Raw genomic sequence first — 24,489 nt, 5'->3', positions numbered from 1 at the left:
CCAACAATGAAATTAAGACAACGCGAAGTTCGTTGTTTTAAGCAATCCGTTGACCGCCACGACCGGATGACCGTCGTCATCTTCCCGCACCCCCTCCGGCCACTGGAATCCCTGATCCATGGCCTTGAAATAGGCCTGGTCATAGGGCAGTAATTTGACTGACAAATCGCCATGGGCGCCTGAAATCGTGGAGGAAAGTCCGAAATCGGTCTCTCCCAGGGCCGTACGAATAATGTAGCGCGGGATTTCCCGGCCACTGCCCTCGCGCCTTACCGTTGTGGCGATATCGATCACATCGTAAAGATCGACCGGGAAATCACGATTCCAGCGTTCCTGCACTGGTAATCCAGCCACGTACAGATGATGGAATTCGATGCCGGCCGTGCGGCAGGCATAGGCCAGATTATGGATGGCATCGGATGTATCGTTGATCCGCCCGAAAAGCGGGGTGTTATTGTAAACGGTAATGCCGCGATTACCCAACTGGCGGGCCAGCCGGGCATGCTCAGGCTGAATCTGATCGGCCGTCAGAAACCCCGTTTCAATCTCAAGACGCAGGGGATTGACCATGGTCAACCGGTTGAGTCCGCCCAGGGCGTCGATCACCGCCGGGGTGAACCGCTCAGGCGAATGGTTAAACGCGCGGCTGCGCAGCCGCACGGCATTGACATGGGGAACGTCCTGAAGCGCGCGCACGATGCGCCGGATCGATTGAAATTCATCGACCACATCCGTGGCGGGCACGACCACCACATCGGTGATGCGCTCATCCCCTCGAATGTAATCGAATGCGTTGTCACCGGCACTGGTGGTCATCTCCACACGGGTCAGGTGAACCCGTGAAAGATCCTTCAATCCGGTATCCACGATGGACGGTACCATGACATCGGCTCCGTTTACCAACGGCAGCAACGATTCGATGGATGCTTTGGGTGGCCTGACGAATCCGTCGGGCCTTGGCGGGCGAGCGCCCAGGAACAGGGATGCATTGTCGATCTTGGCCATGTACTGGATATCGATGGTGCCCTCTTCGTTAACCCGGATATTGTCCAGCTCATTGGCCAGGGGAGCGAACTGTTTGAAATACCCCGGGGTATACGGGCTTCTGATCCATATGAAGTTCTCGTTGTCCGCCACCGGTTCCACGGCCCAGCCGCTGGTATGCCAGTCCATCTTACCGATGGGCGTGGCCGTGCAGATGCGTGGAATGACCCGGTCGGAAAGATGTGCCCGCAGGTAGCTGCCCACGGCAAGCCCTTTGTCGATGGGCGCCCAATAGACGCTGTTGCCATGGATGGGGCTGCAGGGGATATAAATGTAGTGCAGCTCGGCACCGGCCCCGCGCAGGAGCGTGAACAGCTCCACCAGCTCAGGACCCTGATCATTGCAGTCATTTAAAAACGGTGTCTGCACATACACGGCGATACCGTTTTTAACCAGCTCGGTAATGATCGAAAGGCTCTGGGGAGAAATCTCATCCGGATGGATGAAGTGCGTGGCAACTTCCATGCGTTTGCCGCGCTGCTGCAGTTCGATACTTTTGCGTTTGAGATAATTGAGCAGCTCGCCGTCGTTCCCCAGAAACATGTGCGGGTAATAGGCAATGGACCGGGTGGCCAGGCGCAGTGTCTGAACGTGCTCGATTTCCATCAGTCCGTCAATGGCCGCAGCCATGTTGGAGCGGTTCATGAAAGGGTCGCCGCCGGTGATGACAATCTCCTTGATGGAGGGAGAACCGGCCACATGGTCAACCGCCCGATTGACGTCCGCTGTGGTGGGATTGGACTCGTTGCGTGACTCCTTGTGTTTTCTAAAGCAGAAGCGGCAATAGACCGGGCAGCTCATGTTGAGCAGAAAAATGACCCGGTTCTGGTACATCTGTTCCAACAGCCCCTGGTGAAACTGTCCGATCCAGGTGTTGGTATGACCGACGGTGTCTAGCTCCTGGACAAAGGGCAGATACTGATAAGCCACACTGCCCGACACCCGCATCTGACGAATGGTGTGCATGGACAGCCGCACGGGATAAGTGTCCAGTACGGCCTGCATGTCATCCCGATCCGTTTGTGGGATGCTAAGATTGGCCAGTTTTTCCAACTGCTCGGTGGTTTTAACGGAGATAAACCGCGTTCCGGGCAGGGCCACCTCCAACACGGCCATCAGCATCAGATGGGGCAGCGTAATGCCGCCGACAACGATACGTTGCGTGCCGTCGGCATGCCCCAGCTGATTTAAAAGGTCACGAAAAAAGCCTTCGGCATCACCGTCGTAGCCGCAGTGCGTCAAAAGGCGGTCAAACCGGGAGCGACCGTTGTCATGCGCCTCGCCGGCACGGTTGACGATCTGAAAAACCGCTTTTCCGATCAGGCGCTTTTCACTGAAATGCTCGAAAAAATCGGTCAGCGCCATCACCAGGTCGCTTAAGCGCACCTGATTCTCTTCACCTGAATGTTCGAAAACAATACTTAACTGGGTTTCGTTTTGTGGCATTTCCCCACCCTCCAGGGCCTATATGTTCGAATCGGACATTTGGCCATTGGCCATTAGCTGTTAGCTGTTAGCGATTAGCTTAAGGAAACAAAATGATTTCCAAACCTTTGCATTTAAGCCATCGGTGAACATTAAATTACTTTTAGATGCCAAGCCGATAAGAGCTAACCGCTTTTTTGGAAAAAATAATAATTGACAACAAATATCATTTCTGTCACTTTAACTATTATAGTAAACTTATTTCTTTTATAGTGAAATATATAATTCACCCCAGAAACCGATGTCAAAAGAAAAATACTATTTTTCAAAATCCCTGGAAAAGGGGTTGAAAATCCTTGCCCTGTTCAACAAACAGACACCTGTGCTGACCCAGAGCGAAATTGCCAAACGGATAGGCCTGAACATGACCTCAACGTATCGCTACATCAATACGTTGGCAGAATTGGGCTATCTTGAAAAGGATGCCAAAACCAAGGAGATCCGGCCGACCATCCTGTGTCAGGTGTTCTGCAACAATATCATGCGGGCCACGGATCACCTGCGCCTGATCAAAAAGCTGGTCGACCGCGTACACCGTGAAAACAACATCAGCATCGATGTTGTCGCTGTTGTGGATGGCGTTATCAGGCGACTGTACAACCGGGAGGCAAAAGAAACACTCACGTACCATCTGCCGGAATCGTCCACCCATTGTCTTCACAACACAGCCCTGGGCAAGGCCTTTCTGTCCAGCCTTGCCGACGACCGGCTGATTGAGCGCATCGCCACCATGGAACTTTCTGCCAGAACCGAAAAGAGCATTGTCGACAAAAACCAACTGCTGACTGAAATCAGGCAGGTCAAAACGCGCGGATATGCCATCAGTGAAGAGGAGTATCTTCCGGGTCTGATCGCCATCGGTGCACCGCTTTGCGATCCGATCACCGGAAAAGGCGTGGGCGCGGTGTCCTTTGATTTTTCGGTGCTGCAGCACGATGTAAAAACCATCAAAACCCAGTACGCAGAATTGGTCAGGCAGACCGCCCGGACGCTATCCGAATTACTGCCGCCGGGAAGGAATCTCAAATAACGACGACACGACCGAATACGGAGGACAACTTGACAGATCGCCCATTGCCCGTTAGGGTTTCAATATCTTCCACGGATCATTCTTTTTCATCAAGGCAGACGGATTCGTAAAAAACCCGAGATCAAGGCTTGCGAATCCTGAGGAATGAGGCGTACTAATCGTACTCCGCAGTGACGAAGGATACGCGTAACGCCGATATCGGGCTTTTTACGAATCCGTCAAGGTAAGGTCATTATGAAATCCGACAAGTGGAAACCCTGGGCGCTGCTGGCGCCGTCACTAAGTGCTGTTTTTCTCCTTCTTGTAGTTCCGGTCTGTTTTGTGATTGTCTACAGTTTCTGGCTGCGTGCGCCCAGCGGTGCGGACATCCCCGCCTTCCAGCTGGGCAATTACGCCAAATTCTTCGAAGACTTCTTCTACCCCAAAATTCTTATCCGCACCATTCGGATATCCTTTCAGACCGTCATCCTGTGTGTGATCATGGGATATATCCCGGCCTACTTCTTCTACCGCAGCGAGAGCCGGTTCAAGAAAGTTTTTCTTCTGCTGATCATGCTCCCTTTTTGGGTAAGTTTCATCATCCGCACCATGAGTTGGATCAACATCATGGGCGACACCGGCCTGATCAACCATTTTCTGATCCGCATCGGACTGATCGATACGCCGTTTTCCATGCTTTACAACGAATTTACCGTGCTCATGGGGCTGATCATGTATCTGTTGCCCTTCATGGTGCTCAACATCTACGTCAGCCTGGAGGGTATTGACAAAAGCCTTCTAGAGGCAGCGCGCTGCCTGGGCTGCACCGAATGGCAAGCCTTTCGTGAGGTGACCCTGCCCTTGAGTCTGCCCGGGGTGAGCGCCGGATGCCTGCTGGTTTTCGTCCTGACCGCCGGCACCTATCTGCCGCCCATGATCCTGGGCGGCCCAAGCAATGACATGATTGCCAACCTGATCTTCAAGCGGGTCATCGGCACCCTGGACTGGCCCTTTGGCTCGGCCATCAGCGTGATCCTGCTCTCGCTGCTCTTCGTGATTGTCTGGACCTATAACCGCTACCTGGGGATCAACCAGATCTTCAAAAGCTTTCAGGGGAATTAAGCCATGCAACGCGCTTCCATCGGATGGAATCTGATCCGCATCTACACCTTTCTCGTGTATGTGTTTTTGTTCGCCCCCATCGTGGTGGTCGTCGTACTGGCCTTCAACCCCAAGCAATTCGGTATTTTTCCCATGGAGGGAGTCAGCTTTCGCTGGTTCATCAAACTGGCCCAGAACGAGTCGATCATCGAGGCCTTCCAAAATTCTCTGATCCTGGGTTCGCTGACCGCGGTGATTGCCACGGCCATCGGTATCCTGGCGGCACTGGCGTTTATTCGCTTCGAGTTTCCCGCCAAGAATACCCTCAACACCCTTTTGCTGTCGCCGATCATGATCCCGGAAGTGGTGCTCGGTGTGGCCCTTTTGCTTTTCCTGCGCTGGCTGCAGCAACCCAAGAGCTTTGCCCTGCTGCTCATCGGCCACGTGGTGTTGACCCTGCCCTATGTGCTGCTGATCGTCCAGGCGCGGCTGGTGGGGATAAAAAAAGAGTATGAAGAGGCGGCCAAAACCCTGGGCGCCAATAATTTTCAGACCTTCAGAGACGTGACCTTTCCGCTTTTGCTGCCGGCCATTCTGGCCGGGGCACTGTTTGCCTTCACCATTTCTTTTGACGACATCACCGCCACCCTGTTCTGGGCCACGGCCCGCAATCAGACCGTGCCGGTGAAGATCTTCAGTATGCTGAGAAATTCCATCAGCCCGGAAATCAACGCCCTGGGTGCGGTAATGATCGTACTGACCATTGCCACCCCACTTTTTGCCGGCTATCTGACCCGTAAATTCTCAACCGTTAAAACCAAATAATCCGACACCCTCACAGCCGAAAGGAGATCCCATGGCCATTGTCACCAAAGAAAAACTTGATCGGGTTTACGACGCCTACCGAAACGGTAGCCTGAGCCGCCGGCAATTCATCAAATACCTGGGCCTTGCCGGTGCTTCTCTGGGCTTGATTGGCTCACCGTTTGGTGGCGCCGTCAAACGCGCATGGGCAGCCAAGTCCATCCGTTTTGATGGCTGGGGCGGCAGCGTATCCGAGGCTTTTCGTAAAAACGCCTTCAAGCCCTTCACCAAAGCCACCGGCATCGAAGTGGTTGATGGAGAATTCGGCGACATGAACTCGTTTCTGACCCGCGTCAAAGCCTCCTACCCACCCGGCGGTGAGTTCAACATCGCTCACCTGTCCGCTGTGTTCGACTATGCCCGTTACACCGACCTGGGGTTTTCCTCGGTACTGAACGAGTCGAAGATTCCCAACCTTGCCAATGTCATGCCGGCCATGATCAAACCCTTGCGCGAAATCACCAAGGGAACCTTGTCGGCCGTGCCTTACGATCTGGGCCAGACCGGCATCGCCTACAACACCAAGCATATCAGTAAGGAAAAAGCCGAGAAGCTCGGCGCATCCCTGCTCTGGGATAAAAGCCTGAAAGGCAAACTGGGCAGCTGGGAAGGTGATTTCAGAACCAATATGTGGTACGCGGCCCTGCATACCGGCCAGAGCCCCAACAACATGACCGACCTGAAGGCCATCTGGGCCGCCCTTCGCGAGCAACGCGAGCTGATCAAGAAATACTGGGCCTCGGGCGCCGAGTTGATGAGTCTGCTGGCCAACGGAGAAATCTATGCTACCGTGGCCTGGTCCGGACGAGTGGCAGCCCTGCAGCAGGAAGGGCATCCCATCGGGTATCTGTCTCCTAAGGGAACCTACTCGTGGATGGAATATCTGTTTGTGCTCAAGGGCACCGACCTTGCGGTGGCCCAGAAGCTGCTCAACTTCATGCTCGAACCGGCCGCTTCCATCGCCGTGGCAGAAGGCCAGAACTACCCGCCCAGCCTGGATCCTACCAAGGTCAAACTGACCGACAAAATCAAGAAGATGCCGGCCTTCGATCCCACCGGCAAGCTGGACGGCTACCTGTTCGCCAATCCGGGATATTGGAATTCGCATCAGCTGGAATGGACGGAGAAGTGGGACCGTATTAAGGCAGGCAGTTAGAAGACGCATCTTACACCCGATTTACGGCGTTGGCCGTCAGATTCGAATCCTCAACATATTCGTCATATGCTTCCGGCTCGAATCTGACGGCCGCCTTGAACTCGGGCGTAAGCTACGCCTTCTAAGCCATCCACAGATCTATATACGACACAACATCATGCACATGCCAAAGAAACAAGGGATGGAACAGTGGCAAACGGTAAAAAAAAGCCCATGGTGCAGTTCAAAGGAATCATGAAGCGCTTCGGCAAGGTCACGGCGGTCGAAAAAATGGATTTTGACATCGAAGAGGGCAGCCTGGTGACCCTTTTGGGCCCCTCCGGCTGCGGGAAGACCACGTTGCTGCGCATGGTGGCCGGCCTGGAAGAGCCGAGCGAGGGTGACATCCTGATCAATGGGGTGCGCGTTAACGACACCCCGATCCACAAGCGTAATCTGGGCATGATCTTCCAGAACTATGCTCTGTTTCCCCATAAGACCATTTTTGATAACGTGGCCTTTGGCCTCAAGTACCGGTCGGTGCCCAAGGCTGATATCGAGCAGAAGGTCAAACGCGCCCTTGAAATGGTCCGCCTGCCCGGCGTGGAGAACCGCATGCCCAGCCAGCTTTCCGGCGGCCAGCAGCAACGCATCGCCATGGCACGCGCCATCGTGATCGAGCCGGATGTGCTGCTCATGGATGAACCCCTGTCGGCCCTGGACGAAAACCTGCGCGAGGAAATGCGGCGCGAGGTGGATAACCTGCAGCAGATGATAGGGGTCACGACCATCTTTGTGACCCATGACCAGCGTGAGGCCCTTAGCATGTCGGACAAAATTCTGGTCATGAAGGCCGGTCGCAAACAGCAGGAAGGTAAACCGCATGAGGTGTATAACGAACCGGCCAATCATTTTGTAGCCGATTTTTTGGGTCACTCCAATTTCCTGCCCGGTGATGTGGTGGACGTGGACGATGCTGTGGTCAAGGTGAAAATCGAAACCGGTGAAGTATTGGTTGCCGAGAACAAGGGCGGGTTCAACACGGGGGACCGGGTGGAGATGATCGTCCGTGCCCAGCGTTTTGACGCCTTTCCCGAAGATGATTTCAATCCGCAGGCAAATATGAACCACTTCACAGGACGCATCAAGGACCGCAGCTACATGGGCGGAGAGGTCAGCTATTTCATTGAACTGGGGGACGGCCGTGAAATCCACGTGATCAGCATGATGCGCACCCGAATCTACAACACCGGTGAAACCGTCAATGTACAGGTGGCGCCGCAGCACTGCCACCTGATTCCTTTAGAATCCTAGGGGCACGGCGCGCCGTGCCCTTACAGGGCTTCCCCCGATACTGACGGAAGGCCGATGAAAGGCAAATGGATGCTCAACCTGGATCGGATCGAAGACAGATTCTCGAACCGTTTTGACAATCGCATCATCACCATCGATTCCCACACCCAAGGAGAGCCGACCCGGCTGCTGGTGGGCGGTGTGGGGTCTCTTAACGGCACAACGATCAAAGCAAAACGCGATGATTTTGAAGCCCGCTTTGACCCCGTGCGCAAACTACTGACCCGTGAGCCCCGCGGCCACCGTGGCATCATGGCCGCGGTGGTCACCGAACCGGTGAGCGAAAATGGCGATTTCGGCCTTTTTTACATGGATGCCCGGCGCTACCCCTACCTGTGTGGCCACGCCACCATTGGTGCCGTGGCCAGCCTGATTGAAACCGGCGCACTGGAAACAGGTGACGGCGATCGGGATATCATTGTCGACAGCCCGTCCGGGCCGATCTGTGCCCATACCCGGATTCAAAATGGACGAGTCGAATCAGTAGCCATTGATATGGTACCCTCATTCGTATTCGATACCGGATGTAGTGTCGATGTACCTGGTTTTGGCGCGGTTCCCGTCGATCTTGTTTGTGTGGGCGGCTTTTTCGCCATGGTATCGGCACGCGCCATTGGTATTGACCTGGTTCCCGCAAACAGTCAGCGCCTGATTGACCTGGGCATGGCGGTTATCGATGCGGCCAACCAGGCTTTTACCGTGCGCCACCCCGAACGTCCGGAAGTCGACACGGTGGATGTCACCGAATTCTACACGGAAGATTCCGTCAGCCTCAGCGGCCGTAATGTTGTCGTCTACGGCGAGTCGCACATGGACCGTTCACCGTGCGGCACCGGCACCTCGGCCAAAATGACCTTACTCCATCATCACGGTCAATTGGCAGTCGGTGACATCTACAAAAACACCAGTCCTCTTGGCACGGTATTCGAGGGCCGCATTTTGAAAACGGTCGCCGTCGGCGAATTCGAGGGCATCGTGGCACAGATCCGCGGGAATGCCCAGATTATCGGTTTCCACCAGTTTGTCGTGGATGAGCGGGATCCCTTCCAGGAGGGGTTTTTGTTGTGAAAAGGGTTAAAGGGGACGAGGATTCGAGGGGGTCAAAAATAAACGCACCTGCTCGTCCGTCATCCTTCGTCCTTCTTCCCTCGCCTTTTTCCCCCTGGACCCCTTGAACCCTGGACCCCTTTGCTCCTCGACCCCTAACAAGGCTGTCTTCACCATGCCCAATCTCATTTTTTACAATGGCACCATCGCCACCCAGGATGCAAACCAGACAGTGGCCCAGGCCCTGGCCATCGACGGGGATCGCATTATTGCCGTGGGCAGCGATGCGGCGATCCTGCTCCTGTCCGGACCGGATACCAGGCGCATTGATCTGGACGGCCGCCTGATGGTCCCGGGATTTATCGATACCCATATCCACTTTTACGAATGGGCCCTGAAACGCCAGGGCGTCAAGCTGGATGATACCACCAGTCTGGCGGATCTGCTGGACCGGGTCAGACAAACGGCCGACAGCCATCCAGCGGACCACTGGATCATGGGCCAGGGATTCAATGAGACCCAATGGCCCACCCCGCAAATGCCCACCCGGAAACGCCTCGACCAAGTGGCGCCGATGCATCCGGTGTTGCTCTGGCGTTGCGATTTGCACCTGGCCGTGGCCAATTCCATGGCCTTGGCCGCTGCCTCCATTGACGCTGCTACCCCGGATCCACCCGACGGCCGTATCGAACGCGACGAATCCGGTAAGCCCAACGGCATCCTGCGCGAACTGGCCATCAATCTCGTACGTCAGGCCATCCCGCCGCAGTCGACCGAGGTGATACAGCAAGCCCTGGGCGAGGCCACCGCCAGCCTCCACCAAAAAGGCATCACCGGCATTCACGATGTACGGCTGATGGACGACGATGACGGCGGGGCGGCCTTCAGAATGTTTCAGCGCTTGAACCAGGACCACCGTTTGAAGCTACGGACGTGGGTGACGCTTCCTGGCGAACAGTTGGACACCATCATTGACCTGGGGCTTTGCACCGGATATGGAAACGACCGCTTGCGTGTGGGCCACGTCAAGTTTTTTTCCGATGGCGGTATGGGGGCCCGGACGGCCTGGATGATCGACCCTTATCAGGATGCGGACCGTGGCATGCCCCTGATGGACATGGACGCATTGGCCCATGCCATCCGGCGCGCAGATGCCGCCGGTCTGTCCACCATGGTGCATGCCATCGGGGATCGGGCCAATCGAGAGGTGATTGACATTTTTGAAGCGCTCGAAACCCATCGCGTTCCTGGTAACGCTCCGCCGCCGCGGATTCCCCATCGCATCGAGCATGTCCAAATGATCCGGCCTGCCGATGCGGCCCGATTGAAGGGATTGAATCTGGCCCTGAACGTCACGCCGGCCAACATGCTCCTGGATATCGATCTGATCGATGCGGCGGTCGGGGAAATGGGCCAATACACCTACGCCTTTCGAAGACTCCTGGATACCGGTCTGCCGGTGATGTTCAGCTCCGACTGCCCGGTGTGCGATCCGGATCCCCTGCTGGGTATCCGCGCCGCCGTGACCCGCCAGCGTGATGACGGGTCACCGGCAGGCGGCTGGTATCCGCAAAACCGGGTGACCGTGGAGGAAGCCATCCGGGCTTACACCACTACCCCGGCTTCCGTGCAGCACACGCCGGATGTGGGTGTCATTGCACCTGGCAACAAGGCGGACCTGGCCATCCTCAACCACAATATTCTTCATTTGCCGCCGTCACGCTTGCCCGAGGCGCGGGTCGACATGACGGTTTTGAATGGAGAAATTGTCTATCGACAATTTTAAGTGTTAAGTGATTAAGCAAATGAATCCTGTCTATTTTATAGATTCATTCAAGAGACTATAATAATTTAAAAAAATCGACAGTATTCCTTCACTTAACACTTAAAACTTGACACTTAACACTTTTTTACAGGATCCCCCATGCCCGACATCGCCAATCGTCTTTCCGTTTTCACCGAATCCGTCATCCGCGAAATGACCCGCGTTGCCAACAAATACGGCGCCATCAACCTTTCCCAGGGATTTCCAGATGCCGACCCGCCGCCTGAGGTACTGGCGGCCGGCAAGCGTGCCATGGCCCAAGGCCCCCACCAGTACGCCATCACCTGGGGCGCACCGCGATTTCGCCAGGCCCTGATCAACAAACAGCGCCGTTGGATGGGCCTTGATCTGGACCCGGAAATTCATGTGGTGGTCACCTGCGGCAGCACCGAAGCCATGATGACGGCCATGATGACCGCCTGCAATCCCGGCGATAAGGTGATCATCTTCTCTCCCTATTACGAAAACTATGGGGCGGACACGATCCTCAGCGGTGCCGAGCCGATTTATGTGCCCCTGCACCCTCCGGATTTTGGATTCGATGAAGATGAATTGCGGGCCGCTTTCATGCAAAAACCCAAGGCCATCGTGTTGTGCAATCCATCCAACCCCTCCGGCAAGGTTTTCTCACTGGAAGAACTGACCATCATTGCTGATCTGGCCAAGGAATTCGACACCTTCGTGATCACCGACGAGGTTTACGAGCATATCGTCTACCCGCCCCACCAGCATCATTATATCGCTAGCCTGCCGGACATGTTCGAGCGCACCATTTCCTGCAGCAGCCTGTCCAAGACTTACAACATGACCGGCTGGCGCCTGGGCTATGTGATTGCATCGAAAACGACCATCGCCGGCGCCCGCAAGGTGCATGATTTTCTCACTGTAGGGGCCGCCGCACCGCTCCAGGAAGCCGCGGTAACAGCCCTTAAGCTGCCCCTGTCCTACTATGAATCACTCACCGCGGACTACACCCGCAAACGCGATCTGTTTCTGGGGTATCTGGACGAGGCCGGCCTGACGTATACCAAACCCCAGGGGGCGTATTATGTCATGGTCGATTGCGCTGAATTCGGTGTGACCGATGACAACCAGTTCTGCCGCTGGATGGCCAAGGAAGTGGGGGTGGCTGCTGTGCCCGGTTCCAGTTTCTTTCACGAGCCGGTCAATCATCTGATCCGGCTGCACTTTTCCCGCAACGAGGAAATTCTTGCTGAAACCGGTCAGCGGTTGAAAAAACTGAAATCACTGGTATGAGTTTCAGGTATTCTGCTTACCCGCCTTGGGCAGGCGAATGACAAACAAGGTGCCGCCGCTATCCGCGGCATAAGCGCCCAACTCACCGCCATGATCTTCGGTGATAATAAAATAAGAGACCGACAGCCCCAGGCCCGTGCCCTGGCCTACGGGTTTGGTAGTAAAGAAGGGAACGAAAATGCTGCGACGGGTCTTGTCATCCATTCCAGGCCCGTTGTCCTCGATCTCCACCCGCACCCATGGATCGTCCTCCTGCACCCGCAGGATAAATGTCGGCGGCCTTTCATCGCCTGTGTTTTCGGCCATGGCCTCGGCGCCGTTCTTGAGGATATTCAAAAAGACCTGCTGTACCTTGCTGCCATCGCAAAGCACCAGCGGGATGGATTCATCATATTCCTTTATTATTTTTATCTGCTTGAAGTCGTCATGATCCTGAGCATCCTTAAGCGGCGAGAAATTTTCGCTTACCCACTTGTCTTCACCACTGGGGATCGGCAGTTGCCTTTCTGAAACACCCTTTAATTCACCGATCTTCACCTTTTCTGTTATCTCATCATAGGCTTTCGTCCTGAAAGCAGGAAAAACATCCCATGGTTTCCTACCCAATGCCACGTCCCGGGAGGTGGTGAGAATTTCTTCCAGCTTTCGATTGAAAATCTGATATTCAAAATCACGATTGAGCACCAACACACCTTCATCCATGGATTCCAGAATGTTGGTGAGCAACTGCTCGTTCTCCCGCAACGCCCCCTCCATTTTTATCCGTTGGCTGATTTCCCCTTCCAGCTTACGACTTCGCTCCTCCTCAGTGTCCAGCATCACCTGCAGCCGCTCGGTCATGTTATTAAAGGCACCGGCCAGACGGATCACTTCCAGGGGGCCTTCCAACGATGCCTGCAGGCCGATCTGTCCGCTTTCGATACGGGTAGCCGTGTCAGCCAGATTGAGAATAGGAACCGCCAGACGACGGGCCACCATGGTGCCCGCCAGCGCCGCCAGGATCGCCATGGCAATGATGATTACGGCCGATGTCCCCGCGCTCTGGACAACGGGGAGGTATGCTACCTTCAAAGGCAATTCTGTAATCACGGCCCAGTCCGGCGTGCCCAAAGGGACGTGAGTTCCCACCACTTTTTTACCAGTGATGCCAGTGAAGGTAGTGACCTCAGCATGGCCCTCGTGGTTGTCATGCTTCGTGAAATCGATGACCGGTTTCAGATGGTCCAGCCGTTCACCTTTTAGTACCCGTGCGGTATCGCCAAAAGCAATCAGGCGTCCATCTCTGTCCACCACATAGGCATAGCCCGTCTCACCGACTTCCAGGCTGTCCACCAAGTCCCACATGAACTTCAGGTTCACCTCGGCCACCAATGCCCCCAGCGCATCGCCCAGGACGGTTCGTACGGGAACGGCCATGATTACCAACGGCTCGCTGCTGATGGTATCCACGTACACCAAGCTGATATGGCGTTTACCCTCTTTGACCATGGGAAATGGCGCGCGCTCCAGTTGCCTGTCGAGCCGGAACGATTCGTTCCGTGACAGGCGGGTGACCCTGAACAGATTTTTGTCTTGCATATCCAATAAAAGCAGTTGCCGAAAGGCGGGCTGGAGGCCGAGCAGGACCTGCATGGCGCGTTTGCGATCTTCGGTGGTGCGGGTCAGGCGCATGGCCGCCTCCATGACGTTGAACTTTTCCTGGATAAACCCGTCCACGGCATTTGCCGCCTGAAGGGCCACGATCCGCTGCCTGCCGGCAACTGCGTCCCGCTGGGTGTTGAAAAGGACAAAGAGCAGGAATCCACCGGCGATGATCAGCGTCGCCAGACTGATCAAAACGAATGCAATGGCCAGTGTGGTGGCCAAATTGTGTGATTTCCCAGACGTCTCAGATTTCATCGGCAACGGGTCCTCTTTTTACAATCTTATCTGCCAGGGCGGCAGGCAGCAGCAAAGTCGGCGATCAATTTCCAGGCCGGTGGCGATTGGGATAATAGCTCGGGCGTGATCAGTACAGCATCAACGCCGATATCGGGCAAATGAGCCTTTTCTGGATGGGCGCTAACGGATAATCCGCGAAGCCTTGTTCAACATTCCTTCTGGCACCGGTATGCCCAGCTTTTTAGCCATGTCGTAATTGATGATCAGCGACGTCATGGGCGTTTCTATGGGAATCGAACCCGCCGGAATGCCGCGCAGGACCTTATCCGCCAGTCGGGCGGCCAGCTCGCCGGTGTGAAAAAGGTCGATGGTATTGCCCAAGAGTGCGCCATCCTCCACACCATTTATGGGAATGCCGGCAACGGGGATCTGTTTTGCTTCGGCAAAGGCATGGATCATTCCCCACCCAGCTTTTGAGTAGTTGAACGGCTCGGGAACAAGGATGATGGCATCCACGCTCGGGTCCTTGGTGTTAGCCCGTACGGAAAGATCCCTTTCGATATCCGCCAGGGAATCGGCGGGGGTTTCAACCAACAAAACGTCCCTGGAGGATGCCAGCCGCCGCAAAACATCCAATATGGGGGTCGACAGTTGGATAGTTCTTTTCATAACCGACCCACACGCGTTTGACATCCGGCACAAATTCCAGAAGAAGTTCCAAGGTCTTGCAGACTTTCTCCGGTCCGGGATAGCGCACCCCTGTGGTATTTCCACCGGGCTCGGCAATGCTTTTTTTGACCAGCCGGTTTCCCTCGATAGCAGCATTGGCAAACACCATAGGGATATCCGTCCCTTGAATCACTGCCTGGGTAGTAATGGAGGCTTGCGTGGGCGTGGTCAGGATCAGATCGACGCCTTTTTTCACGAACATCTCTGCAATCTGGCGGTCTGCAACGGGGTCGGCGTTGGTTGTTTGAATGTCATAAACGATGGTCTCCCCTTGCAAATATCCCAGTTCGGTCATCCTGGACTTGAAACCATCCACCAGGGGAAGGAAATGGTCGAGCCCGCAGATCACCCCTACCTGGTACATCTTTGGTGCTTTATCGCTACAGCCGGTGGCAAGCAATGCGAAAACGATCATGCCGACGGCCAGTCTGCAAAGGCATGTTTTTCCGTAAAAGATAACAGCCATAAAAAGCCTCTGCTTCTGATAGAAGCCTTTCTGTATCCAAGGAGTTACATTTGATCATAGGTGATAATTCAATCACGTGCAAGTTTCGCGGCTGGATGGCTATCCGGACAATCAACCCTCAGGGTTCATTTGGCATCATGGCAGGGTGAATTCAGGCGATCTGTCAGTCAGCATCGTCTATGTCGAATCAAAGGAACGATAAACGGATGGATCGCACTTACCACCCGCCACGGGTGACTACTTGTGGCGGGTGCGATATCGTGCTGATGGGGCAGGTGTGCGTATGCAATGGAAACGATTGTCAGGCGATGCGAAATAAGGTCTCATCAAACATCGGTCGATGATGGTAGCGTTTCATAAGCAGCGCCGGCCGGTCATCGGCCTTTTCGAAAATCTCGCGGTCTGCCTCGATACCCGCTTGGCAAAGGGCCTTGTAGATATCGATCGGCTGAGGTGGACACCCCTTGACGGGAATCATTTCCCGGATTTCCGGGTTTTTTCTATGTGCTTTGACCATACACTGCCCGATCAGGATGGTCTTGTGCATGCCCGGTGTGGGCTGCATGCGTTTGCCGGTCAGGATCTCGATCCTGTCCCAGGGCCGCCCGTCACGCGCCTTCCAGGCCGAGCGGATCGCCGCCAGGGTCAGCCCGTTGACCCGTGAGCAATACGTGCACATGCTGGTGTCGTACTTGGGATAGGAAACGCCCTGGATGCCCTCGGCCACAAGTAGGGCCGGCAGCCAGGACCCATCGGTGGCCTGATCGTATTCATATCCGTAGGCGTGGCTGCGGCAGACCCTGTCGATGGGCGTTCCGGTCAATTCGACGCTCGACAGGTCCATCGAACGCTGCCGGTTATCCGCGGCCATGGCCAGGTGGGGCACCTGTTGCGGCTCATAGCCCAGTACCCGCGCGCCCACCAGATCCGCCGCGAGCACGTCCCGGGATGCGATCAGCACATTGGTGCGGTGAATGTGCCCATCCGGTCCGGGGCCCCGCTCATTTGAATAGATGCCGTCGATGAGGGTGAACATGGGCGGCAATCGATCGGCCAGCCGCGCCACCCATGTGTGCAGATCACTTTGCGGATCCGCGTTGTGGCAGCGCTTGCGCGAGGGCATGTCGATGAGTCCCTTGAGATTCTTGATTCCCAAACTGACCACGGTCTGCACATGGGTCTTGAGAACCGGCAGATTGACTACAAAATCAGCGGCCAGGACATCCCGGTTGAAGTTCAATCGGAAATCATCGCCCAGGTCCACGGTTTCAAACGGGCGTTCCATCACATTGAGGGTCTGAACCCCATAGCGCTGCTTCAAGCGATTATACCCCAGGTACTCAAATGCATGGGCCGGGGCATGGCGATCCCGCTGGTGGGCCACCATGCCTTCACCGATAGTGATATCATCGATGCCATAGTCCTTGAGCGCCGCTACCATATCCTCGACCACCCGGGAAGTCGTAATCACGCCCCATTTGGGAAATGGCCCGGTGGCCGACCAGAAAACGATATTGGGCTTGACGAACACCTTGGATCCGCGTGTCAACCCGTCCAAGCCCTGGCTCTGGCGGATGGCCAGGCGTACGGAGGCCCTGGGTTTCTCATAGGGGACGATGGCAACGATCGGTTTGGGCATATTGGTTCTCCATTGACGGATAAGGGTTAGCGATGGGCCTTACGAGCCGGTCACGTGCAGGGCCAGAAGATCGGCCACACAGGCCGGTTTGTCGGCGCCCTGGATCTCGATGGTGTGCCGGGTGGTTGTCAGAATCTGATTCTGCCGCCGCGCTTCAACGCGCTGGAGCACCATGACGTCCCGAATCGACGCCCCCACCGGCACCGGACTGATCATGCGCACCCGGTTGAACCCGTAGTTCACGACCATCAAGGTGCCGGCCGGGGCATAGGAGACCTGAGAACTGAAATAGGGAATCATCGACAGGGTCAGCAGTCCGTGAGCAATGGGTCCGCCATAGGGCCCTTTTTCCGCTCGGGCCGGATCCACATGGATCCACTGCTGATCGTTGGTGGCACTGGCAAACTGCTCGATGCGGGCCTGATCGATGGTCAGCCAGTCACTTTTGCCAATGCAGGTCCCCGCAAGATCCATCAGCTGGCTGAGGGGCAGTTCTTTTTTGACGGGTGTTGAACAACCGTCCTGACTTGATGGGTTCATGAAACCCCCTTTGCAGACAAATGATGACGTGACGGCGGTTTGACCGCTTTGCCGGTGGCACAACTTTTCTTTTTCAACAGGAATCTTGCCATGGCAGGCAGCAGCACCATGGCCCCGACCATGTTCCAGAGAAACATGAACGTCAGCAGGATGCCCATGTCGGCCTGGAAACGGATCGGAGAAAACGCCCATGTGGCCACACCGATGGACAGGGTGATGCCGGTGAACGACACGGCCCTGCCCGTCGTGTTGAGGGTCAGGTAATAGGCATCCATGAGATGGTGGCCACGCGCCGTATAGTAAACCAGTTTGTTGTAGATGTAGATCCCGTAATCGACGCCGATTCCCACCCCGACGGCGATCACCGGCAGCGTTGCCACCTTGACGCCGATCCCCATTTTCGCCATCAGCGCCTCGCACAGGATCGAGGTCAGGCACAGCGGGATGCATACGCACAATGCCCCTCGGATCGATCGGTAGGTCAGCGCACAGACGGTGAAAACCACGCCGTACACCAGAAGCGTCAACAGCAAAATGGCCTTTTCGACTTCGATGTTGGTGGCAGCTTCAATGCCGGCATTGCCGGCGGCCAGGAGGAACCGGTAGTCTGTTGTATTGTTTTTTTCGGCAAAGGCCTCCACCGCGCTCACCACGCGCTCCAGGGTAACCGCCTTGTGATCGTTCAGAAACACCATGATCGGGGTGAGATTTCCATCCTGATTGACCACATTGGAAGGAATCTTGAGCACCATGTTATCCAGTGCCACTTTACTTCTGGGAATGGCCAGCCATTTCAGATGGCCTTCGTTGAAGGCGCTGTTGAGCAACTTGAGATAATCCACATGGGACTTGACCGTCTGCACCCCTTCGATATGTTCAAGGTTCCATTTGAGCCTGTCCGTAGCCACGACGGCTGCATAATCACTGTTTCCGGCAGGCGGTGTCTTCAGCATTACGATAAAGATATCGCTGCTGGCCGAGTAATGGGCATTCATGTAGGCGTTATCCCGATTATAGCGGGAATCCTGACGAAGCTCCGGGGCGCCGGGATCCAGGTCGCCGATTTTAAGATCCTGCCGCAAATAAAGTCCCCCCATGGCGCCGATGACCGCCAGGAAAATGGCCACCGCGGCAAACGTGGGCCGGGTGACATTTGCGAGCAGTGACCACAGGGGATGAGACTTGCCGGATTCACGGTTGCGGACGAGTTCAATCGTCTTCTGTCCGATACCTGAATAGGACATCAGCACCGGCAGCAGCATCAGATCGGTAAACGCTACGACGGCGACGCCGATGCTGGCGCCCACGGCGATATCCTGAATGACGCCGATACGGATGATGAACAATGAGGCAAACCCGATGCAATCGGTAATCAGGGCCGCAAACCCTGGCCGGTATACGAGCCGAAAGGCCAACCGGGCGGCGGTGACCTTATCCCGCCCGCCGATCATCTCATGCGCCATGGCATTGAACATCTGTATCCCGTGGCTCACCCCCAGGGCAAACATGAGAAAAGGCACCAACATGGAATAAGGGTTCAGTCCATACCCGAACAGCCGCATGATGCCAAGCTGCCAGATGACAGCGACAATGGAGGAGATCGCCCGCACGGCGGTGCTTTTCAGGCATCTTGAGTTATAGTACAGGATGCCGAGTAGGATAACGAAAGCGATCAGAAAAAAAACCAGCACGCGGGTCGACCCGTCGATGAGATCGCCGACGACCTTAGCAAAACCGGTAATATGAATGCGGATCGTATCGCTTTCATAATTGGACCGGATCTCCTCCAGTTTGGCGGAAAGCTGCTGGTAATTCAGGGGCTCGCCGGTTTCCGGGTCGATATCCTGCAGGGGAACGAAAATAACGCTGGATTTGAAATCATTGGCCACCAGCGTCCCCACCTCGCCGGACTTCAGAACATTCAGACGCACCTGGTCCAGGCTCTGCCGGCTGCCATCGTAGGAATCGGGAATCACGGCCCCACCGGCAAACCCCTCTTCGGTGACTTCACTCCAGCGGGTGATCGGCGTCCACAGGGATTTCAATGCGGCCCGATCGACACCCGAAACGAAAAACACATCGTCGGTCATATTTTTCAACGTTTCGAGATAGCTCTTGTCGAAGATGTTCTCACCCGTGGTTTCAACAGCGATACGCAAGGTGTTGCCCAGGCCCTTGAGATTGTCCTGGTGGGCAATGTAATTTTCGATATAGGGGTGATAGGTGGGGATCATGCGCAGAAAACTCGCTTCGGGTTTCAACTGCAGCATGTGATAACCAAACACCAGTGTGAGAAGCATAAACAGGCCCAGAACAAGGGGACGATGGGCAAACAGCAGCGTCTCAATAAAGGGGGGCTTCCCCATATCGGATGCCTTGGCGCCAGATCCCGGTACCGGATCACCCGCACGATCCGTTTTCAATAGTCGCTTGTCGTCAATCATTAGGCAATTCCTTTAGCTCTTTTCCGCGCTTTCCGCTTTTTCACCATAATCTCATTTCTCGATCAGGGTCAGGCCTCTCAAGCCTGCCACGGCAAGCTCGCCGTCGCTGGTTTCGGTGATCGCAATGCTTCCCGGAAATCGGGTGGGCAGCACACTGAATGTCTTGCCATTGTCCTGACTTTTCATAATGGTGCCGTCAACCCGGGTGAAAACGAGTGTCCCATCCGCCAAAACGGCCCCTCCCGATATGGACGCCCCTTTGTGATTCGTCGCCGCGGTCCAGTGTTTTCCTCTGTCATGGGTCAGGAACAAACTGCACCGCAGTCCGAAGGCCGCCTGAATCGTCCCATCATCACTGCCGATGATACCGAAAAAGCTGCCGTCATAAGGCGCTCGCAGGCGCTGCCAGTGCTGCCCCCAGTCGTCGGAACGGAAAAGCATGCCGGCCTCTCCGGCGATGTACAGAGCATCACCGGAACGACAGATGCCATAATAGTGAAACCCGTCCGGGTTATCGATGCGATCCAGCCATGGGGTCCAGTTCTCACCGCCATCCACGGTCCCCAGAATCATGCCGAAGGCCCCGACAACGATGCCTTCGCGCTCATTTTTAAACCAGACATCCATGAGCGGCCGGGTGGGACCTTCGGCCATGGCCAGGTTGATATCATCCAGAAAGAAGGACAGGTTTTCCAGTTTGGTTTCGATCTCGGCGCGGCGGTCCTGGCTGGCATGCACCAGTCGCTTCCGCTGGGGGGCAATAACGGTTTGCAGGGTTGACCGCATCAGGGTGTTGATGGCCGTTCCGTCTATCTGTTTGCGCCAGGTCCGACCGCCATCATCCGAACGGAGAATCACCCCGTCGTGCCCGACGGCCCACCCGGTCCGGGGGGAGGGAAAACAGACGGCCGTCAACGTGACGCTGACCGGAACCTCGACCTGGGTCCAGGTCTGCCCGGAATCCGTTGAATACAGAATGTGTCCCCGCGCACCCACGGCAATCAAACGCGTTCCGATTCGCGATATATCCATAATGGGGGATGTGGCGGCCTTTTTGGACAGTGTCGCCGAAAGCTTCAACAGGTCCATGGTGCCCGGGGCCGTGCGCTCCTGGGCAAAGGCGCCGATGGCGATGGCAGCCACCGCCATCACCATTAACAGGTGAAAACAGATCCGCGCCAGGGCGTGCCGGCGCATGGGTGGCAATGTCTCGGCATCGCCAGGTAAGCATATCTCCATCATTTCTTCCCTGTAAAAAAGTCTTCCTGATAAAATCTTCCTCAAAAAACGTCCAGCGATTCTTTCGATGATCTGCCTGCAGGAGAAAACAGGGCCGTTGGGGCAGTCATATGGGCTGCCCCAACGGCAGCAGGTCAGGCAGGACAAATGCGGCAACCGTTTATTACACGGGTGCTAACGCCGGCCCAATTTTCTCACATGCGCAGGCTCAAACCACTCGGGCGGGTTTGGTTTTTCGGACAGCACGTTTTTTCCCAGCCCGTTGACCAGGTAGCCCGCCGCGTAGCTGTCCCCCTGGAAGTCGTAATAGATGCCGGCACGCCGGGCCAGCCCGATGACGTTGCCGCCATCATATTTCGCATAGTTCGTGCACAGGCTCGTTCGCCACAAATTCCCGCGCGTGTCGTATTTGTCTTCCACGGCGTTGAACCAGGAATCTTCATCCATGTGAAGGATACGCCGGCCATAAATGTGGCGTTTGCCCTCCTTTAACGTTGCCTCGACAACCCAGACCCGGTGAAGCTCCCACCGCACATAGTCTGGGTTGGCATGGTGGCGGGTCAACACGGTCTTGAGGGGCGGCATGTCAAACTGGTAGTTGTTGTAGGGAATGAACATTTCTTTCTTGCCCACCAGCTTCCACTCGAAACGATCGATGGGGCCGTTGAATGAATAGGCATCGTCATAGGTGTAGAGGCCGCCGGCCGATGGGTTGGGCGTATCGTAATCAATGCTCGGCGCGCGCCGCACTCGCCGCTGGCCGGTCATGTACTGCCAGGCGGCTTTGGATTTATCGGTGTAGTTGAGCGGGTTTTTAGAAAGAATAATCTCACCTTTGCGTCGGGCCGGTGAAGAGTACTCGAAGAGAACGGCAATCAACCACTGGTTCCACGTTTCAACATTTTTATCCTTTTCGTAAAAAGGACGATCAAAGTAATAGCGGGCCGTACCGCCATTGGTGATCGAGCCGCTGGCCTGGATAATATAGTTACCGGCCAGCTCGCTGGTGTCACCGCCGCCCTCCCATTTGGCATTGTGATTGATCACCACCTCGGCCCCTTGGGTGGGCATCGGAAACGGTATCCCGCCATAGGCGCCTCGGGCGCCCAGTTTATCTTCGGTCAGCTCGGCTTTGACGGCGTTCTGATAGGTATTGTCATAGACCCACTGGGGGGCGGCAATGGTTCGCCGTGTGGGGTAAACGTTTATTTTATAAGTGTCCGGGTATTTACCCAGCAGTGCAATCTGTCCGGCACTCAGTTTGTCCTTGTACTGGTCCACATTCTGCGCCGTGATGGTAAACAGGATCTGATCATCGGCAAAGGGGTCCGGGCGCAAGTCGCCGGACTCGGGATCATAGTTCACATTGGGCGGGATGGCGGTCAAACCACCGTCCCAGGCCGGGATAGCCCCCTCGGCATTACCGGCGCGCTCGGCACCGAAAGGCGTCAGTTCAGTTTTCAATAGCTCGGCTTTTTCGGCCGGTTGCTTGGCAACTGCCACGGATGCCAGGGCCAGGATGCCGATTGCCACCACCAATAAAGCAAGTTTTTTGAATGTCACGACCATCTTGTTGCTCCTCCCTTAACCACGCTTTTTTTATTTACATGAATCCATTCAGCCAAAATCAATTTTGTCCAGTTTTCTATAAGGTGTATTTGAAATCAAAGGCGATGTAGTCCCGATCGGACAATGAATTCTCCAGGTCTTCAAAGTAGTGGACGTATTTCAAGGACGCCTTGTAAGCATTTTTATAAGTGAAGCTCACGCCAATCGACCCATTGTCATCCTTTTCGTCAAAGGTCAGCGTATTGACTGAGGTGCCGTCCGGGTTGCCTTTGTATACAAGGGGGATGGCGATATCCAGATCCGGCAGGACCTGATACCATTCTGGTGACAGGACGGCCGTAAATCCCCAGGCAAACTTGTGTTTGTCCTGTTCCGAAAGGTCTTCATCGGTAAATCCCTGCACGCGGTTGCAGCCGACTTCTCCGTTGAACGACACCCGATCGATGCCCGGTATTCCCGGGTAGGAGTAGAGCCAGGACATCTGTGCCTGCCAGTAGTCGGCATCGGCAACCCCATTGGTCGTGACTACCGGAAAGTCCTGGCGGTAGCTGAACTCACCACTGATATTGGCCGAACCGATCAGGCTGCTGAAGCTGAAGCCATACAGTTTGACGTCCTCACCATAGGATAAATAGTATATCCCGTTGCCAACATCCGTATTGAAGGTGGGAAGTTTTTCATGATAGTTGAGAAAATAAAGACCGAATTCGGTTTCCGCCAGCCAGCCCGCCCGGTACATCAGCTTCGCACCAAACTGGCCCTGATCATCGGGTTTCTGGTCTTCTCCCCGGTACATGATTGGAATCACCCCGTATAGCGGATGATCGAACAGGTAGGCATTTCCCGCATCGTCCAGAAAATCATCATCGCTGAAATAGGATCCCGACTCATTCAGGCGATGCTTCTCCCATTCCCACTGATAAAATGCGCCGGCGGCAAGGGTCTCGGTCAGATCCATCTGTATGGATGCCGATCCCGAAGGCATCAGAATCTCTTTTACTTCGGTGCCTGGCGCATTGGCGGCGGTGACATCCATGTAGGCCATGGCTGAGGCAATACCCCCTTGAACATACAGGCTCTCCCCCCATTGGATGACCTGGCGTCCGGCGCGAAGATCCACAAATCGCCCCCCCCCCACTTCGAATCCGGCATAGGCAAAGGCATCCAGGATTTCGGCCTTTCTGCCGTGGGCGTCATCGGTTTCCTCGGCGAAGTCATCCGGGTTGTCGATGGCCCCGCCGACATAGTTATTGTTCGTTCCAGGACTGGCGTTGGAATTGCTCCCCGTATAGACAAAGTCATAGAAACCGCGCGGACGGATAAAAACACCATAGGTATCCTTGTAGTTCAAATCGATGTCGGCGATCGCACTGAAGCGGTTGTTGATCATGTCCCACTGGTCGAAATTCTGGCTGCCGTCATCCGCATTTACATCCGAAGCCAGAAATTCTTCATCCCGGTCGCCGGCACGGATCCCGGCGGCGTATCCTATCGTCACATCAACGTCCAGGTTTACACCGTTTTCATACTGCCAACTCATGGCGATGGCCGAATTGCAAAAAGAGAATATGGCAACCACCATGATGATTCCATAGGTCAACTGTCGATGAGCATGCTTGCACTTCATTTAGATCTCCCCCCTATGTTAAGTTATTGAATGCGTTAAATATGCGTAGTGATCGCCTGATGGATATGAAATCATTGCCACAGACAATGGATCGAACCTGGATGCACTGATTAAAGTTGAGGGAGTTCACCCGGTACAATTAAATGCGTTATCAATTTAATAACTTAGGTTTATTCATTGAATTATAGCGATTTATCTGCAAAAGCGCTGCCAGATCTTTTTTGATTGAAAAAAA

18 protein-coding genes are annotated in these 24,489 nt (G+C 55.2%); 8 read left to right on the top strand and 10 right to left on the bottom strand.

Going from position 1 to position 24,489, the window contains the following annotated elements:
* Positions 1-12: 12 nt before the first annotated feature.
* A complete protein-coding gene (locus Dvar_RS17790; protein WP_419663032.1) occupies positions 13-2,490 on the bottom strand; it encodes a 4Fe-4S cluster-binding domain-containing protein in 2,478 nt (825 codons plus the stop codon).
* Positions 2,491-2,770: 280 nt separating this feature from the next.
* Between Dvar_RS17790 and Dvar_RS17785 the strand changes: the two genes are divergently transcribed.
* The 8 genes from Dvar_RS17785 to Dvar_RS17750 all read left to right on the top strand — a co-directional run bounded on the left by Dvar_RS17785 (position 2,771) and on the right by Dvar_RS17750 (position 12,120).
* Positions 2,771-3,559, top strand: coding sequence for an IclR family transcriptional regulator (locus Dvar_RS17785; protein WP_419663031.1), 789 nt, complete (start codon positions 2,771-2,773; stop codon positions 3,557-3,559).
* 234 nt (positions 3,560-3,793) lie between these two features.
* Positions 3,794-4,660, top strand: a complete 867-nt coding sequence (locus Dvar_RS17780; protein ID WP_419663029.1) for an ABC transporter permease — start codon at positions 3,794-3,796, stop codon at positions 4,658-4,660.
* A 3-nt stretch (positions 4,661-4,663) separates the two neighbouring features.
* On the top strand, positions 4,664-5,464 hold the full coding sequence (locus Dvar_RS17775; protein ID WP_419663028.1) for an ABC transporter permease: 801 nt from the start codon (positions 4,664-4,666) through the stop codon (positions 5,462-5,464).
* Between the two features lie 31 nt (positions 5,465-5,495).
* Positions 5,496-6,659 (top strand): extracellular solute-binding protein, encoded by a 1,164-nt coding sequence (locus tag Dvar_RS17770; protein WP_419663026.1) that lies wholly within the window; start codon positions 5,496-5,498, stop codon positions 6,657-6,659.
* A 189-nt stretch (positions 6,660-6,848) separates the two neighbouring features.
* Entirely contained in the window at positions 6,849-7,952 is a 1,104-nt protein-coding gene (locus tag Dvar_RS17765; RefSeq protein ID WP_419663025.1) for an ABC transporter ATP-binding protein, read from the top strand.
* A gap of 54 nt (positions 7,953-8,006) precedes the next feature.
* Positions 8,007-9,059 (top strand): proline racemase family protein, encoded by a 1,053-nt coding sequence (locus Dvar_RS17760; RefSeq protein ID WP_419663023.1) that lies wholly within the window; start codon positions 8,007-8,009, stop codon positions 9,057-9,059.
* A 154-nt stretch (positions 9,060-9,213) separates the two neighbouring features.
* A complete protein-coding gene (locus Dvar_RS17755) occupies positions 9,214-10,824 on the top strand; it encodes an amidohydrolase (RefSeq protein ID WP_419663021.1) in 1,611 nt (536 codons plus the stop codon).
* Positions 10,825-10,962: 138 nt separating this feature from the next.
* Complete coding sequence (locus tag Dvar_RS17750) at positions 10,963-12,120, top strand: pyridoxal phosphate-dependent aminotransferase (RefSeq protein WP_419663019.1); 1,158 nt, start codon at positions 10,963-10,965, stop codon at positions 12,118-12,120.
* Positions 12,121-12,123: 3 nt separating this feature from the next.
* Here Dvar_RS17750 and Dvar_RS17745 read toward each other — a convergent pair whose 3' ends face one another.
* The 9 genes from Dvar_RS17745 to Dvar_RS17705 all read right to left on the bottom strand — a co-directional run bounded on the left by Dvar_RS17745 (position 12,124) and on the right by Dvar_RS17705 (position 24,254).
* On the bottom strand, positions 12,124-14,019 hold the full coding sequence (locus Dvar_RS17745; protein ID WP_419663017.1) for an ATP-binding protein: 1,896 nt from the start codon (positions 14,017-14,019) through the stop codon (positions 12,124-12,126).
* A gap of 162 nt (positions 14,020-14,181) precedes the next feature.
* A complete protein-coding gene (locus tag Dvar_RS17740; protein ID WP_419663016.1) occupies positions 14,182-14,595 on the bottom strand; it encodes an ABC transporter substrate binding protein in 414 nt (137 codons plus the stop codon).
* Positions 14,588-15,196: an ABC transporter substrate binding protein gene (locus Dvar_RS17735; protein WP_419663014.1), complete on the bottom strand. Its 609-nt coding sequence runs from the start codon at positions 15,194-15,196 to the stop codon at positions 14,588-14,590. Before Dvar_RS17735 ends, Dvar_RS17740 begins: the two co-directional genes overlap by 8 nt.
* Positions 15,197-15,497: 301 nt before the next feature.
* Positions 15,498-16,835, bottom strand: coding sequence for a DUF362 domain-containing protein (locus Dvar_RS17730; protein ID WP_419663013.1), 1,338 nt, complete (start codon positions 16,833-16,835; stop codon positions 15,498-15,500).
* Positions 16,836-16,874: 39 nt separating this feature from the next.
* Positions 16,875-17,375 (bottom strand): MaoC family dehydratase, encoded by a 501-nt coding sequence (locus Dvar_RS17725; protein ID WP_419663011.1) that lies wholly within the window; start codon positions 17,373-17,375, stop codon positions 16,875-16,877.
* Complete coding sequence (locus tag Dvar_RS17720) at positions 17,372-19,819, bottom strand: efflux RND transporter permease subunit (protein ID WP_419663010.1); 2,448 nt, start codon at positions 19,817-19,819, stop codon at positions 17,372-17,374. The genes Dvar_RS17725 and Dvar_RS17720 overlap by 4 nt, the downstream gene beginning before the upstream one ends.
* 51 nt (positions 19,820-19,870) lie before the next feature.
* Positions 19,871-21,061 carry a WD40/YVTN/BNR-like repeat-containing protein gene (locus Dvar_RS17715; protein WP_419663009.1) on the bottom strand — a complete coding sequence of 397 codons (1,191 nt, stop codon included), beginning with the start codon at positions 21,059-21,061 and terminating at the stop codon, positions 19,871-19,873.
* A gap of 171 nt (positions 21,062-21,232) precedes the next feature.
* Complete coding sequence (locus tag Dvar_RS17710) at positions 21,233-22,627, bottom strand: DUF1329 domain-containing protein (RefSeq protein WP_419663008.1); 1,395 nt, start codon at positions 22,625-22,627, stop codon at positions 21,233-21,235.
* Between the two features lie 76 nt (positions 22,628-22,703).
* Positions 22,704-24,254 (bottom strand): DUF1302 domain-containing protein, encoded by a 1,551-nt coding sequence (locus tag Dvar_RS17705; RefSeq protein WP_419663007.1) that lies wholly within the window; start codon positions 24,252-24,254, stop codon positions 22,704-22,706.
* Positions 24,255-24,489 lie beyond the last annotated feature (235 nt).

Source organism: Desulfosarcina variabilis str. Montpellier, from assembly GCF_048565275.1.
In the GTDB taxonomy this organism is placed as follows: Bacteria; Desulfobacterota; Desulfobacteria; order Desulfobacterales; family Desulfosarcinaceae; genus Desulfosarcina; species Desulfosarcina variabilis.
Note: the sequence above shows the minus strand (reverse complement) of the source record. Positions and strands in the feature narration are given on the sequence as shown.

Excerpts from the sequence above, each read along its gene's own strand:
- Dvar_RS17720 (WP_419663010.1), bottom strand. The coding sequence starts at position 19,819 with ATGATTGACGACAAGCGACTATTGAAAACGGATCGTGCGGGTGATCCG.
- Dvar_RS17730 (WP_419663013.1), bottom strand. The coding sequence starts at position 16,835 with ATGCCCAAACCGATCGTTGCCATCGTCCCCTATGAGAAACCCAGGGCC.
- Dvar_RS17745 (WP_419663017.1), bottom strand. The coding sequence starts at position 14,019 with ATGAAATCTGAGACGTCTGGGAAATCACACAATTTGGCCACCACACTG.
- Dvar_RS17755 (WP_419663021.1), top strand. The coding sequence starts at position 9,214 with ATGCCCAATCTCATTTTTTACAATGGCACCATCGCCACCCAGGATGCA.
- Dvar_RS17760 (WP_419663023.1), top strand. The coding sequence starts at position 8,007 with ATGAAAGGCAAATGGATGCTCAACCTGGATCGGATCGAAGACAGATTC.
- Dvar_RS17705 (WP_419663007.1), bottom strand. The coding sequence starts at position 24,254 with ATGAAGTGCAAGCATGCTCATCGACAGTTGACCTATGGAATCATCATG.
- Dvar_RS17735 (WP_419663014.1), bottom strand. The coding sequence starts at position 15,196 with ATGGCTGTTATCTTTTACGGAAAAACATGCCTTTGCAGACTGGCCGTC.
- Dvar_RS17775 (WP_419663028.1), top strand. The coding sequence starts at position 4,664 with ATGCAACGCGCTTCCATCGGATGGAATCTGATCCGCATCTACACCTTT.
- Dvar_RS17715 (WP_419663009.1), bottom strand. The coding sequence starts at position 21,061 with ATGATGGAGATATGCTTACCTGGCGATGCCGAGACATTGCCACCCATG.
- Dvar_RS17785 (WP_419663031.1), top strand. The coding sequence starts at position 2,771 with ATGTCAAAAGAAAAATACTATTTTTCAAAATCCCTGGAAAAGGGGTTG.
- Dvar_RS17725 (WP_419663011.1), bottom strand. The coding sequence starts at position 17,375 with ATGAACCCATCAAGTCAGGACGGTTGTTCAACACCCGTCAAAAAAGAA.
- Dvar_RS17750 (WP_419663019.1), top strand. The coding sequence starts at position 10,963 with ATGCCCGACATCGCCAATCGTCTTTCCGTTTTCACCGAATCCGTCATC.
- Dvar_RS17780 (WP_419663029.1), top strand. The coding sequence starts at position 3,794 with ATGAAATCCGACAAGTGGAAACCCTGGGCGCTGCTGGCGCCGTCACTA.
- Dvar_RS17790 (WP_419663032.1), bottom strand. The coding sequence starts at position 2,490 with ATGCCACAAAACGAAACCCAGTTAAGTATTGTTTTCGAACATTCAGGT.
- Dvar_RS17770 (WP_419663026.1), top strand. The coding sequence starts at position 5,496 with ATGGCCATTGTCACCAAAGAAAAACTTGATCGGGTTTACGACGCCTAC.
- Dvar_RS17710 (WP_419663008.1), bottom strand. The coding sequence starts at position 22,627 with ATGGTCGTGACATTCAAAAAACTTGCTTTATTGGTGGTGGCAATCGGC.